The sequence below is a fragment of the Mesorhizobium sp. C277A genome, from assembly GCF_040324395.1.
In the GTDB taxonomy this organism is placed as follows: domain Bacteria; phylum Pseudomonadota; class Alphaproteobacteria; order Rhizobiales; family Rhizobiaceae; genus Mesorhizobium.
On sequence record NZ_JAMYVW010000002.1, the window covers coordinates 4,051,501 to 4,063,973 of the forward strand.

Genomic DNA, 12,473 nt, shown 5'->3' on the forward strand with positions numbered 1-12,473 from the left:
GAGGCAGAATGAAACTTGGAGTGCTTACAGCACCGTTTGCGGAGACGCCGCTTGGCGAGGTCGCCGACTGGGCGCACTCGGCCGGCTTCGAGGCGCTGGAAATCGCCTGCTGGCCGAAGACATCCGGCGCGACGCGACGCTATGCCGGCACCAGCCATATCGATGCCGCTTCCACCTCGCCCGCGCAGGCCAAGGAGATCGTCGCTTCGCTGACGGAGAAGAAGCTGACGGTCTCCGGCCTCGGCTACTATCCCAACCCACTGCATCCGGACCCTGCCCATGGCGAGGCCGTCATCGGCCATCTGAAGAAGGTCATCGTGCTGGCCGCCAATATGGGTGTGCCGGTGGTCAACACCTTCTGCGGTGGCGATGCCTCGAAGACCGTCGACGTCAACTGGCAGGACGCGCTGAAAGTCTGGCCCGAGACCGTCGCCTATGCGCGCGGCCACGGGGTAAAACTCGCCTTCGAGAACTGCCCGATGATCTTCAGTTATGACGAGTGGCCGGGCGGGCACAACATCGCCTATTCGCCCTACATCTGGCGGCGCATCCTCGAGGCCTGGGGCGGCGAGGTCGGCATGAATTTCGACCCCTCGCACCTGGTCTGGCAGATGATCGACCAGGGCCGCTTCATCAAGGAGTTCGGCCCCTACATGCTGCATGTCCACGCCAAGGATTTGATGATCGATCATGATGGTTTGTATGAGCGCGGGATCCTTTCCGCCGGGATAGGCTGGCAGGTGCCGCGCATGCCGGGATTGGGCGATGTCGACTGGAGCGGCTTCTTCTCCGGCCTCTACCGCGCCGGCTATGACGGCTCGGTCATCATCGAACATGAGGACAGGCGGTTTGAAGGCAGCGACGATGCGGTGAAGCGGGGCTTCCTGCTCGCCCGCGACGTGCTGCGCCCCTTCGTCAAATGACGAGGTGAATGACTTGGTCTGAACCTGCCGAAGGGTCTGACCCTGAGACGAAAAACAACAATGTGGAGGAGTACTGACATGAAGAAAATACTGACCATGGTCCCGTTGCTTGCGGGCGCTGCCTTGCTGGCATCGATGGGCGTGTCGTCGGCCGAAGCCAAATATACGATCGGCATTTCCAACACCGTGCAGGGCAATGGCTGGCGCGAGGAAATGGTCTGCGCCATGAAGGCGCAGGCGCTGGCTTCGGGCGAAGTGACGAAGCTCAACATCGCCCACCGCAACACCGATGCCGCCGGCCAGCTCGAAGACATCCGCAATCTGATCAGCGCCAAGGTCGACGCCATCGTCGTCAACCCCGCTGATCCCGCGGGCATCAAGGCGGGCCTGGAAGAAGCCACCAAGGCCGGCATCGTCGTCGTTGCCGTCGACCAGGCGGTGACCGAACCGTCGGCCTACATCATCTCCAACAACCAGGAACAGTATGCCTATCTCGGCGCCAAATGGCTGTTCCAGCAGATGGGCGGCAAGGGCGAAGTGTTCTACATGCGCGGCGCCGCCGGCGCCTCGGCCGATAGCGATCGCGACAAAGGCTTCAAGAAGGCGCTGGCCGAAAACCCCGGCGTGAAGGTGGCGCAGGAAGTCTTCACCGGCTGGCAGCAGGATCAGGCCAAGCAGCAGATGCTGTCGTTCCTGGCCACCGGCACGCCGTTCAACGGCGTGTGGACGTCGGGCATCGACAACGTCATCGTCGACGCGCTGGTCGAATCGCAGGCGCCGCTGGTGCCGGTGGTCGGCGCCGACAATGCCGGCTTCGTCGGCCAGCTGAGCTCGGTGAAAGGTCTCGTCGGTGCAGCCGTCACCAACCCCGGCTCGATCGGCGGCGCGGGCGTGACGCTGGCGCTGCAGATCCTCGACGGCAAGAAGCCAGCGCAGCAGACCGTGCTGGTCGACCCGCAGCTGTGGGACAACGCGACCGACGAAGGCAAGGCCAAGCTGAAGGCAGCCGCCGACCCGTCGCTCAGCCCGGAATGGCCGGTCTCGATCTCGATCCCGGAGTGGACGACCTACACGAAGGACCAGATCGTGGCCTGCAAGGGGCCGGGGGAGTAAGCCTGGTTTGAATGAACTGGCGAGGACGGCGAACGGCCGTCCTCGTCACACAGATTAGCGCTCTACGGCGCCCCCTTTGTCCTGCCGGACATCTCCCCCACAGGTGGGGAGATTGGCTGTCATCTCGGCTTTCGCTAATTTTCTACGTCGCAAGACGAGGGGCGGCGCCGGAACTGCCAATCTCCCCCCAAGTGGGGGAGATGTCCGGCAGGACAGAGGGGGGCGCCGTAGAGCGCCGACATTAGTTTCTGGAACCATCAATTTTGACAACAAACCATTTGACCACCAGCCCTCTCCTCGACGCCACCGGCGTCGCCAAGAACTACGGCGCGGTTGCAGCGCTTCGCAACGCGTCGCTCTCCGTGCTGCCGGGCGAGGTCCACGCGCTGATGGGCGCCAACGGCGCCGGCAAGTCGACGCTGGTGAAGATCCTGACAGGCGCCATTCCGGCGAACTCCGGCCGCATCCTGATCCGCGGCGAAGCGCGCGACATTCGCTCGCCGGCCGCCGCGCGCCGCGCCGGGCTGCTGCCGGTCTACCAGGAGCCGTCGCTGATCCCCGATCTCGACGTTCTGTCCAATCTCAGGCTCACCGGCACGCCGGTCGAGCCGTTCCGCGCCTGGGTGCGCGAGCTCGGCATTCTTGACCTCGATCTGCGCGACACCGCGCGCGACATCCCGCTCGCCGTGCTGCGCGTGCTCGACCTGGCGCGGGCGCTCGCCGTCGAGCCGGACGTGCTGCTGCTCGACGAGATGACGGCGGCCCTGCCCGCCAACCTTGCCGAAAAGGTGCTGGAAGTGGTGCGCCGCCAGGGCGATTCGGGCCGCGCCGTGATCTTCATCTCGCACCGCTTCGTCGAAATCTCGGCGCTGTGCGACCGCGCCACCGTGCTGCGGGACGGCGAGACCGTCGGCGTCGTCGACATCGTACCCGGAGTCGAGGAAAAGATCGTCGAGCTGATGCTCGGCACCCGCGTCGTGAAAACCCATGTCGCTGCCCGCAGTGCCGCCGAGAAGGCCGCGCCCGCAACTGCCCGGCCGCGCATCTCCGTGCGCAATCTCCGCGTCGGTGCCAAGCTCAGTGACGTCTCCTTCGATCTTGCCGACGGCGAAGTCGCCGGCGTCGTCGCGCTCGAAGGCCAGGGCCAGGACGAGTTGTTCGCCGCCCTTGCCGGCTCGATCCGGCCTTCCGGCGGCACGATCGAAGTCGATGGCCAGCCGGTGAAATTCGCCCACCCGATCGACGCCATCCGCGCCGGCCTAGCCTATGTGCCGGGCGACCGCTCCGAGGCGCTCGCCATGCAGCGCTCGGTGCGTGAAAACATCGCCCTGCCCTTCAGTGCCGCGCTGCGCAACTGGGGGCCGATCAACATGCGCCGCGAGCGCGCGACCGTGCTCAGCGCCATCGAGCGGCTGCAGATCGACACCCGTGCACAAGGCGAAGTGCAGCGCCTGTCCGGCGGCAACCAGCAGAAGGTGACCATCGCCCGCTGGATCGCGGCGGATGCCCGCACCATCCTGTGCTTCGACCCGACGCGCGGCATCGATGTCGGCACCAAGCAGGAGATCTACAAGCTGCTGCGCGAACTCGCCGGCAACGGTAAGTCGGTGCTGTTCTACACCTCGGAGCTGGAGGAGGTGCAGCGCGTCTGCGACCGCGTCATCGTCATCTTCGGCGGCCGCCTCGTCGACATTTTTCCGGTCGAGGAGGCCGACGAGCCGGCGCTGATGCGCGCCGCCTACGGCCTGCCGCGCGGCGCCAAGGCCGATATCGGCATATTGGCTGATCCGACCGCGAACACTTCGGCTTCGCCGGAGGCCGCGCCATGAGCCATTTCCTGCGCCGCCAAGGCTGGGTCGTCGGCCTGTTCGCCCTGCTCATCGTCCTGTTCATCGCCACCAGGATCATCCAGCCGGCCTATGGCAGCAATGATTTCGGCTCGCTCGCCCGAGCCGTTCTGCCCTATGCCTTCGCAGTCGCCGCGCAGACGGTGGTCGTCATCGCCGGCGGCATCGATCTGTCGGTCGCCGCCATGATGGCGCTGACCAGCGTCACCGCGGCGTCGATGATGAATGGCGCGAGCGAGGAATACGCGCTATTCGTGGTGCCCTTCGTGCTCGCCATGGGTTTCGTGCTCGGCGCGCTCAACGGCCTGCTCATCGTCGTCACCCGCGTGCCCGACATTGTCGTCACGCTGGCCATGCTGTTCGTGCTGCAGGGCGCTGCCCTGCTGGTACTCGACGCGCCGGGCGGCGGCATCGCCGAATGGCTGAAGGCGCTGATCTCTGGCACCGTACCGATCCCCGGCCTGCCCGACGCCATAGACGCCTGGCTGCCCAAGGCGCTGCTGGTGCTGATCGTGTGCCTCTGCGTCATCTGGATACCGCTGCGGCGCTCGCGCCTCGGCCTCTCCATCTACGCCATCGGCTCTAGCGAACTGGCGGCGTTCCGCTCCGGCGTGCCGGTCAAGCGCACTCGCATCATCGCCTATGCGCTGTCCGGCCTGTTCGCCGCCTTTGGCGGCCTGGCGCTGACCATGAGCACCGGCATCGGCGCCCCCATCCCCGGCCCCTATCTGCTCGCCAGCGTCGCCGCCGTGGTGCTGGGCGGCGTCGCGCTCGGCGGCGGCAAGGGCGGCCTGCTCGGCCCGATCGTCGCCGTCTTCGTGTTGCGCCTGGTGCGCACGGATTTGACGCTGCTTGCCATCGACCCGAATGTCACCGCCATCATCGAGGGGCTGATCATGGTGGCGGTGGTGATGTTCGGGGCGTTTATCACGATGCGGGGGCGGCAATGATGGGAGGGCTGTCGCAGAGAGACGTCGGCGTTCCTTCGCGCCCCCCTCTGTCCTGCCGGACATCTCCCCCACAAGGGGGGAGATTGGATGTCGCGACGACCTTCGCCAATCTCCAACCTTGCACGAATGAGCGAGGCGCTGAAGCTGCCAATCTCCCCACAAGTGGGGGAGATGGCCGGCAGGCCAGAGGGGGGCGCCGTAGAGCACTGTCCTCGCCAACTTGCCGCACCTTGCAAACCTCATCGCGAGCAAGAGCCGCCCCATGAGCACCACCGCCATCACCCCCGTCCCCTTCGGCCGCCGCATAAAGCGCTTCATGGCCGATCGCCCGCTCATCCCGCTGATCGTCCTGCTCGCCATCTTGGTTATAATCCTGCAGGTCCTGCGCCCCGGCATCGTCAACGAGCGCTGGATCGCCAACACGATTAAATTCGCCATACCGCTGGCGATCCTGGCGGGATGCCAGACCATGACCATGCTGACCGGCGGCATCGACCTGTCGGTCGGCACGGTGGCGACGATGAGCGCCTTCATCATGGCGACGCAAGTGGTCAACCAGGACCCGGCGGTGGCGTTCCTGCTGGCGATGATACCGGCGGTGCTGATCGGCCTCGTCAACGGCATCGGCGTCGGTGTCTTCCGCGTCCACCCGCTGATCATGACGCTGGGCACCAGCCTGATCGGCACCGGCTGCCTGCAGGTCTACCAGCGCACGGTGATCGCGTCGGGCGCAAAAATCCCCGACTTCCTTGCTTGGCTCGGCACCGGCGTGACATGGGGCTTCCCCAACGCGCTGCTTTTGTTCGTGCCGCTCGCCGCCCTCATCGTCTTCACGCTCGCCCGCACCGGCTTCGGCCGCCTGCTCTACGCCGTCGGCGACAATGAGCGCGCGACCCGCCTGTCGGGCGTGCAATACTGGCAGGTCATCACCGCGCTCTACGTCACCTCCAGCGCGCTCGCCGGCATCACCGGCCTGCTCTATATCGGCCTGATCAAGGCGCCGTCGCTGTCGCTCGCCGAACCGCTGGTGCTGCCCTCGGTCGCCGCCGCCGTCATCGGCGGCACCTCCATCTTCGGCGGCCGCGGCGGCTACACCGGCACCATCATCGGCGCGCTGATCCTGACCGTGCTGACAACACTGCTGACCATCCTGCAGATGCCGGAGGGGGCACGGCGGATCTTGTTCGGGCTGATCGTGCTGTTCGTGACGGCGGCGTATTTGCGGATTGTGGAGGAGCGGTAGGGGGCCGAGGCCAGCGCCAGCCCCCACTCCGTCTCGGCTCGCCGAGCCACCTCTACCCCCACGTCCGTGGGGGAGAGGAAATGCCAAGCTTTTCGAGCGAAGAAAAAACTCAACACTGTCGAGGCCGCAACCTCGAAAATTAGCGTTTCCTCTCCCCCACGAATGTGGGGGTAGAGGTGGCTCGGCGAAGCCGAGACGGAGTGGGGGGCACCCTAAGCGATTGCCATCACCCTGGGCGCCTGTGCCCACCCAGAGCTCGCCCGCCCCCCTACTTCAACGAAATCGCCATCCCGCTCAAATCTGCATTCACCTGCAGCCCCACCTGCCGGCCCGTAAGCTCGAGCTGGGCGCCCTTGTCGTTGGTCATGACGATCACCTGCGCGCCCTTGCCGAGCGCGCCGCCACCGCCGGCCGCGCCATAAACCCCGGTCGCATCGCGGACCCTGCGGATGTGCCGCACGGTGCCCCGGAAATACGTCTTGGAAACGCCAAAGGCGAGGCCGCCCGAGACGCCGCCGATCGAGATCGGATAGGTGCGGCCATGTAAGGTCAGCGTGCCCTCGCCGCCCGAGCCGCCGACGAAGAAGGCCGCCTTGTAGACGGCAAAGCGGATCGTGCCGCTATCGGCACGCGCGGCGCTGGCCGCGCTTACGGCAACAGTGGCGATGGCCGCAACCGCAAGCGAACGAAAGCTGGACGAGATGGTCATGGTGGGAGCTCCTCAAGTGCGCCGCTCACCCAACCGGCAGGGCTCGTCGGCGTCGTAACCAACTTGAACAGTTTAGGCTTGGATTTGGTTCCAGGGAGAGCCCTCGGTGGGTCAAGGCGCAAAGCTGGTGGGGAGAGCGGAGGAGCGCTTCATACAGAGCTGGCAATGCCAATGCCTCGGGGCAAGGGCTATCGCATATGAGCTTGTACGAAGAGGACCACCACTCTAACTTGCCGGGGCGAGCCAGGGTTTCGCCCGTCCTTCGGACCCTCACAAGGCGGAGGGAACGCTGCCGCACGCCCAGCCCTTTTTTAAGTCGACTTAGACGGTTTTGCGGAAATCAGCGCCAACCTAGTCTCCCTCCCCCTTGTTGGGAGGGATTGAGGGTGGGGGTATTCGTAGGGCGCAAGCCTCCGCTATTGTCCCTGTGCAAACCAATCCCAGCCCTACGGATATTTCCCCGGCTTTGGTGCGTAGATTTGCGGATCGAAGTCCAAATCCTTCGGCAGCGGCAGGCTTGAGCACTGCAAATGCACCTCGCGCGCCAACAGCCTTCGCTGCTGCTGCTCATGCTCCTTGATCGCCGCCACGAGACCCATGCTGTAGGGCCCCAGCACGACGCCGGCGGCCCATCCCGGATGCTCCTTCTCGCGCGCGTCATAATTCATGGCATCGGTGCGGGCCTGCTGGCATTCCGGCGTCGCCCATTTCGGGTCTTGGGTCGAGAGCGAGGCTCCATACTGGACCGGAGACGATACGCACCCTGCCACTGTCGCAGTCAACGCGACGACCATTGCAATTCTCATCCGCAAGCCCCTCCTAATGTAGGACGCGACTACAAGACGATTCCAGCGGGAAAAAGGCAGCTTCAGGATGCGGATTTTGCAGGGGCCGCTCACCCCAGCAGGTTGCGCGCCGTGCGCATGAAGATCTTCGAACCGATCGGGATCAGATCGTCGGGAAAATCATAATCGGGGTTGTGCAGCGAAGGATGGCGCTCGCCGGCGCCGAGAAAGAACATGGCTGAGCTCGCCTTGTGGCCGAAGATGCCAAAATCTTCCGAAGCGCGCATCGGCAAGGCTTCCTCGCTGCGCGCGACGCCCTCTTCGTCCAGCGCGCGGTTGAGATGTTCCACCGCGTCTGGAGCGTTGACGCTGGCGACGAAGATCTCGTGATAGTCGCAGCGCACGGAAAGGTGATGCTCGGCCGCGATCCTGGTGGCCAACGCTTCCGCCGCCGCGACCAGTTCCGCCATGCGCTCGTCGCGCCTTGTACGCAGCGTCGCCCACACCTCGGCGTGAGCAGGCGCGATGCCGAACACGGCCTCGCCCATCGTCGCATGGGTGACGGTGACCATGCTGAAATCATCGTCGGCAAAGGTGCCGCGGCCGAGCGCCGGCAGCAGCGGCATGAGCTCGCTCACCGCCAGCATCGGCGACACGCCGGTTTCGGGCATGGACGAATGCGCGGTTTTGCCGTCCAGCACGATGCGTATGCCGCGCGAGGCGCAGTTGACCACGCCGGGCTTGAGGCGAACCTCGCCGAACGGCACGCCCGGCAGATTGTGCAGGGAGAAAGCAAAATCCGGCGCGATCTCGTCAAAGCGCGCATCGGCGACGACGCCGGCCGCGCCATTGCCGGTCTCTTCCGCCGGCTGGAACATCAAGACGACGCGGCCGCGCGCCGGCCGTTCTCGTCCGAGCTGGCGGCCGAGTGCGGCCAGGATCGCGGTGTGGCCGTCATGGCCGCACATATGCGATTTTCCCGGCACCTGCGAGGCATGCTCGACGCCCGAAAGCTCCTCGATCGGCAGCGCATCGATCTCCGAGCGGAACAGCACCGTCGGCCCCGCCTGGCCGCTGTCATAGACCGCCGCCACGCCATGACCGCCGAGGCCGGTCAGCACCTTGTCCGGCCCTGTATCGGCGAGGAAGCTGACGACTTCCTTGGCGGTCTGTTCTTCCTCGTTGGAGATTTCAGGCCGCTGGTGCAGCTTGCGGCGCCATGCCGTCAGCTCGATGATATCGCGATTGGTCAGGGTCATGGCTTGGGCTCCGCTTTGGTGCTGCAGGTTACACAAACACGATAGGGTTTTTCTCACGCCGTGCCATACTGATCAATTCCACTAGTCCATCGGCAAATTCCCGAACCCATGGGTCGGTGCTGGATTCGATCAGTCGCAATTCGCGCTCAAGCTCGCCGAAGCTCGGCTCCTCGATGACGTCTCCAACACCGCTGGCTGAAAGGAGGACCATCCGTTCCAGCGCTGACCCTTCGCCGAGAAGACCGGCAATCAGCTCCCCGAGCGCCGCAATGTGGGCTATGTTTCCGACACGCCAGTCACGCGTTGTGACATCGTCCCAGGTGAGAGTCACGTCTTCGGGATGGATCACCTCGCATTCGCCGTTTTCCGGATCCCGCTGAAAGCGATAGCCGGGGAATTCCCGCTCCATGGTCGAAACGCTTTTAAAAACCGCCAAGTCGAGACCCATGCTCCCTCCCGCCTAACCGAAGATCATCCTTACATTCGGCTCCAACAATCGGTCAAAGCTCTTTTGGACCTATTCTCGAAACATTGGAGAAGAGATGGCCGACCGGTTGCACACTAAGGTCGTCAATCTCATCTCCGACATCTGGCGGCCAATCCTGAGGGGCATGGTGCTCGAGTCCGTGCCAATCTTCAGCAACTAGGCTCCATCCACCCGAAGGAACGGTTTCGGAGCAATAATGGCCAGGCGGTTTGCGTTTCTCTTGGTTCGCGACTTCACGCTGTCGCCGCTGTCGCTGTTCATCGACACGCTGCGGCTGGCCGGCGATGAAGGCGACCGCAGCCGCCGGATCGAGTTCGACTGGGAGATCGTCGGCGAGCGTGGCCTGCCGATCCGGGCGAGTTGCGGTGTCGAGTTGCTGCCGACCAAGGCGATCGGCAATCCGCAGGAGTTCGACAATGTCGTCGTGGTCGGCCTGCTCGACACCAACCGCAGCCTCAGCTCCGAAAAGGAGGCCTTCCTGTTGCGGGCGGCCGAAAAGGGCGTGCCGCTGACGGCACTCTGCACCGGCAGCTTCGTGCTCGCGCGCTACGGTCTGCTCGATGGCTACAGTGCTGCCGTCAGCTGGTTTCACATCAAGGATTTCCGCAGCCAATTCCCTGATGTGAACGCCCATGCCGACAGCCTGTTTTCCGTCGATAGGGGCCGCTCGACCTGCGCCGGAGGCACGGGTGCGGCCGACCTTGCCGGCCATTTCGTGTCGCAGTTCATCGGCCGCAAGGCTGCGGAAAAAGCCGCCAAGACCCTCGTGCTCGACCGCATCCGCTCGAGCCTGGATGTGCAGCCCGTCGGCGATCTCTTTCCGGCCGCGTCGAGCCGAGCGGTGAAACGGGCGCTGCTTCTGATGGAAAGCAATCTCCAGGAGACGCTGTCGGTCGCCGAGATCGCGGGCCGGTTGCATTTATCCCGGCGCCAGCTTGAGCGGCTGTTCGGCGCCGAGCTCGGCATCGGCCCGATGGCCGCCTATCTTGCGCTGCGCGTACATCAGGCCAAGTCGCTGCTGGAGGGGAGCGACTTGGCAATCGGCGACATCGCCTACCGCTGCGGTTTTCCCAATGCCGGCCATTTCAGCCGTGTCTTCCGCCAGCAGACCGGCATCACGCCGACCCATCTCAGGCATCCGAACCGAATGTCCGGTGTCTTTGCCGACGCCAAGGGGAGCGGTCCCTAAGCCTATATTGGGGCGTGCGATCTCGCCGTTGGTATGATAATATCATACCAACCTGATAGGAGGGATCCATGTCCGCCACCGAAAAACGCACCTTCAGCCTGCCGGCCGAGCAGGCTGCTTTCATCGACCAGCTCGTTCGGTCCGGCACATACGCGACCAGCAGTGAAGTGATCCGCGCCGGTCTTCGCGCATTGCAGGAACGCGACGCCGCTGTGGAGCGCTGGCTGCGTGAGGAGGTCGCGCCGACCTATGATAGGTGGAAGGCAGACCCCTCCCAGGCCATCCCGGCCGACAAGTCTTTTGACAGCATCCGCGCACATCACGCAGCTCGCCTCAAGGGGAACGTGTGAAGCGCCGGCATGTTGTCCTTTTGCCGGAAAGCCCAGACGGACCTGTTATGGATATACGATACGGTCGCTCACGCATCCGGCAACCTCACCGCCCTTCGCTACATCGAGCGGATCGAGCGATTTTGCCTGGGTCTCGACTATGCCTCGGAACGCGGAACCGTAAGGGATGATGTGCGGCCGGGGCTTCGCATCGTTGGCTTCGAGCGCCGCCTGACTGTGGCCTTCACCGTAGAAGGCGACCAGGTGGTGATTCTCAGGGTGTTCTACGGCGGCGTCAACTGGGAGGACGAGTTGGCGCCTATCGCTCCGTGAACGCCCGCGCGAACGAGTCCAGCATCGGCCGCGCCAGATATTCGAGGAAGGTTCGGTCGCCGGTGCTGATAAACGCCTCGACCGGCGTTCCTGGGTAAAGCTGCTCGGCTTTCACGCCCTGCGGCAGCGTGTCGGTGATCTTCAGCCTGGCGCGGAAATACGCCTCATGCGTGGTTTCATCGATCAGCCGGTCGGCGGAAATTTGCGTCACCGTAGCCGGGACCTCAGGGGTGAGGCGCGCGTTCAGGGCGGACAGCCTGAGCTTCGCCGGCTGGCCGACGCGAACCAGGTCCACGTCTTTCGGCCGCAGCTTCGCGTCGACGATGAGGCCCGACGCGGTCGGCAGGATCTCCATGATCTTCTGCCCCGGCGCAATCACGCTGCCTTTGGAGTTGTAGATCGAGGATACCACGATGCCGGCTGCCGGCGCCTTGATCGTCGTGCGCCCCAGCACCGCCTCGGCTGCGGTGATCTGTTCGCCGATGTCGGCCAGGCTGGTGCGAACCTCGTCGAGCTTGGTCAGCGCGTCCTCGACGCGCTGCGTGGTCGCGCGCTCGACCTGCGCCTGGGCTTCGACGATCTGCGTCTTGGTCGCTGCGATATCCGCCTCCAGCGCGCCGGCCTGGCCGACCAGATCGGCCTCGCTGCGCAGAAGCTGCGAATATTCGCTGCGGTTGGTGAGACCCTTGTCGAGCAGGCCGGTCTTGATGCCGAGTTCCTTCTTCACGATCTCGGCCTGTTGCTGGATGGCGAGTTTCTGCGCCTCCAGTCCCAGCGCCGACTCACGATGCATGGCGACGCGCTGCGCCAGGATCGACTGCTCGGAGCGGAACCGGGCGAGCCTGGCCTCGAACTCCTTCTGCTGTTCGTGCACCAGATTGTCGAAATCGCGCTGGAACGGCGCGGGTGCTGCTTCGGCGATCGGCGCCAGCCTGTCCGATCCGTCGCGCTCGGCCTCAAGTCGCGCGGCACTTGCCCTGAGCGCGATCGTCTGTCTGGTCAGCCGGTTGAGGTCGGTCTCGGCCGCCCTGCGGTCGAGCAGGACCAGCGGTTCGCCTTGTTGCACGCGGTCGCCTTCATGCACCAGCAACTGCTCGATGATGCCGCCCTCGGGGTGCTGGATGAGGATGTTGCCGCCCGTCGCCGAGATCGTGCCGGAGGTGATCACCGCGCCGGAGAGCGGCGCGTTCGCCGCCCAATAGCCGAAGCAGCCGACGAAGAGCGCTATGGCCACGTAGCCGACGACGGCCAGGCGGCGGAAGTCGGTGCGCGGTCGACCTTCGAAGGCGAGGCTCTGCTGCATCAT

13 protein-coding genes are annotated in these 12,473 nt (G+C 64.8%); 8 read left to right on the forward strand and 5 right to left on the reverse strand.

From position 1 onward, the window contains the following. The first annotated feature begins 8 nt into the window (after positions 1–8). From NKK52_RS19955 to NKK52_RS19975, 5 genes are all read left to right on the forward strand, one after another. On the forward strand, positions 9–923 hold the full coding sequence (locus NKK52_RS19955; protein WP_023683116.1) for a sugar phosphate isomerase/epimerase family protein: 915 nt from the start codon (positions 9–11) through the stop codon (positions 921–923). 78 nt (positions 924–1,001) lie between these two features. After that, positions 1,002–2,036 (forward strand): ABC transporter substrate-binding protein, encoded by a 1,035-nt coding sequence (locus NKK52_RS19960; RefSeq protein WP_023683115.1) that lies wholly within the window; start codon positions 1,002–1,004, stop codon positions 2,034–2,036. 278 nt (positions 2,037–2,314) lie between these two features. Further along, positions 2,315–3,865, forward strand: a complete 1,551-nt coding sequence (locus tag NKK52_RS19965) for a sugar ABC transporter ATP-binding protein (RefSeq protein ID WP_023683114.1) — start codon at positions 2,315–2,317, stop codon at positions 3,863–3,865. Beyond that, complete coding sequence (locus tag NKK52_RS19970) at positions 3,862–4,833, forward strand: ABC transporter permease (RefSeq protein WP_023669686.1); 972 nt, start codon at positions 3,862–3,864, stop codon at positions 4,831–4,833. Before NKK52_RS19965 ends, NKK52_RS19970 begins: the two co-directional genes overlap by 4 nt. Before the next feature lie 262 nt (positions 4,834–5,095). Beyond that, entirely contained in the window at positions 5,096–6,076 is a 981-nt protein-coding gene (locus NKK52_RS19975) for an ABC transporter permease (protein ID WP_023683113.1), read from the forward strand. Between the two features lie 268 nt (positions 6,077–6,344). Here NKK52_RS19975 and NKK52_RS19980 read toward each other — a convergent pair whose 3' ends face one another. The 4 genes from NKK52_RS19980 to NKK52_RS19995 all read right to left on the reverse strand — a co-directional run bounded on the left by NKK52_RS19980 (position 6,345) and on the right by NKK52_RS19995 (position 9,277). Next, positions 6,345–6,785 carry a lipid-binding SYLF domain-containing protein gene (locus NKK52_RS19980; protein ID WP_023683112.1) on the reverse strand — a complete coding sequence of 147 codons (441 nt, stop codon included), beginning with the start codon at positions 6,783–6,785 and terminating at the stop codon, positions 6,345–6,347. A 446-nt stretch (positions 6,786–7,231) separates the two neighbouring features. Beyond that, entirely contained in the window at positions 7,232–7,591 is a 360-nt protein-coding gene (locus tag NKK52_RS19985; protein ID WP_023683111.1) for a hypothetical protein, read from the reverse strand. Between the two features lie 89 nt (positions 7,592–7,680). Further along, positions 7,681–8,829, reverse strand: a complete 1,149-nt coding sequence (locus NKK52_RS19990; protein WP_023683110.1) for an amidohydrolase — start codon at positions 8,827–8,829, stop codon at positions 7,681–7,683. 28 nt (positions 8,830–8,857) lie between these two features. Then, complete coding sequence (locus NKK52_RS19995) at positions 8,858–9,277, reverse strand: hypothetical protein (protein ID WP_023683109.1); 420 nt, start codon at positions 9,275–9,277, stop codon at positions 8,858–8,860. A 235-nt stretch (positions 9,278–9,512) separates the two neighbouring features. Between NKK52_RS19995 and NKK52_RS20000 the strand changes: the two genes are divergently transcribed. The 3 genes from NKK52_RS20000 to NKK52_RS20010 all read left to right on the forward strand — a co-directional run bounded on the left by NKK52_RS20000 (position 9,513) and on the right by NKK52_RS20010 (position 11,167). After that, positions 9,513–10,505: a GlxA family transcriptional regulator gene (locus NKK52_RS20000; protein ID WP_023683107.1), complete on the forward strand. Its 993-nt coding sequence runs from the start codon at positions 9,513–9,515 to the stop codon at positions 10,503–10,505. A gap of 68 nt (positions 10,506–10,573) precedes the next feature. After that, on the forward strand, positions 10,574–10,855 hold the full coding sequence (locus NKK52_RS20005; protein WP_023669694.1) for a type II toxin-antitoxin system ParD family antitoxin: 282 nt from the start codon (positions 10,574–10,576) through the stop codon (positions 10,853–10,855). Between the two features lie 9 nt (positions 10,856–10,864). Further along, positions 10,865–11,167, forward strand: coding sequence for a type II toxin-antitoxin system RelE/ParE family toxin (locus tag NKK52_RS20010; protein WP_031196911.1), 303 nt, complete (start codon positions 10,865–10,867; stop codon positions 11,165–11,167). Here NKK52_RS20010 and NKK52_RS20015 read toward each other — a convergent pair. Further along, positions 11,154–12,473, reverse strand: a complete 1,320-nt coding sequence (locus NKK52_RS20015) for an HlyD family type I secretion periplasmic adaptor subunit (protein ID WP_023683105.1) — start codon at positions 12,471–12,473, stop codon at positions 11,154–11,156. The two genes, NKK52_RS20010 and NKK52_RS20015, sit on opposite strands and share 14 nt — an antisense overlap.

Coding starts and splice junctions, on each gene's coding strand:
- NKK52_RS19955 (WP_023683116.1), top strand. CDS start 9: ATGAAACTTGGAGTGCTTACAGCACCGTTTGCGGAGACGCCGCTTGGC.
- NKK52_RS19960 (WP_023683115.1), top strand. CDS start 1,002: ATGAAGAAAATACTGACCATGGTCCCGTTGCTTGCGGGCGCTGCCTTG.
- NKK52_RS19970 (WP_023669686.1), top strand. CDS start 3,862: ATGAGCCATTTCCTGCGCCGCCAAGGCTGGGTCGTCGGCCTGTTCGCC.
- NKK52_RS19975 (WP_023683113.1), top strand. CDS start 5,096: ATGAGCACCACCGCCATCACCCCCGTCCCCTTCGGCCGCCGCATAAAG.
- NKK52_RS19980 (WP_023683112.1), bottom strand. CDS start 6,785: ATGACCATCTCGTCCAGCTTTCGTTCGCTTGCGGTTGCGGCCATCGCC.
- NKK52_RS19985 (WP_023683111.1), bottom strand. CDS start 7,591: ATGAGAATTGCAATGGTCGTCGCGTTGACTGCGACAGTGGCAGGGTGC.
- NKK52_RS19990 (WP_023683110.1), bottom strand. CDS start 8,829: ATGACCCTGACCAATCGCGATATCATCGAGCTGACGGCATGGCGCCGC.
- NKK52_RS19995 (WP_023683109.1), bottom strand. CDS start 9,277: ATGGGTCTCGACTTGGCGGTTTTTAAAAGCGTTTCGACCATGGAGCGG.
- NKK52_RS20000 (WP_023683107.1), top strand. CDS start 9,513: ATGGCCAGGCGGTTTGCGTTTCTCTTGGTTCGCGACTTCACGCTGTCG.
- NKK52_RS20005 (WP_023669694.1), top strand. CDS start 10,574: ATGTCCGCCACCGAAAAACGCACCTTCAGCCTGCCGGCCGAGCAGGCT.
- NKK52_RS20010 (WP_031196911.1), top strand. CDS start 10,865: ATGTTGTCCTTTTGCCGGAAAGCCCAGACGGACCTGTTATGGATATAC.
- NKK52_RS20015 (WP_023683105.1), bottom strand. CDS start 12,473: ATGATGCAGCAGAGCCTCGCCTTCGAAGGTCGACCGCGCACCGACTTC.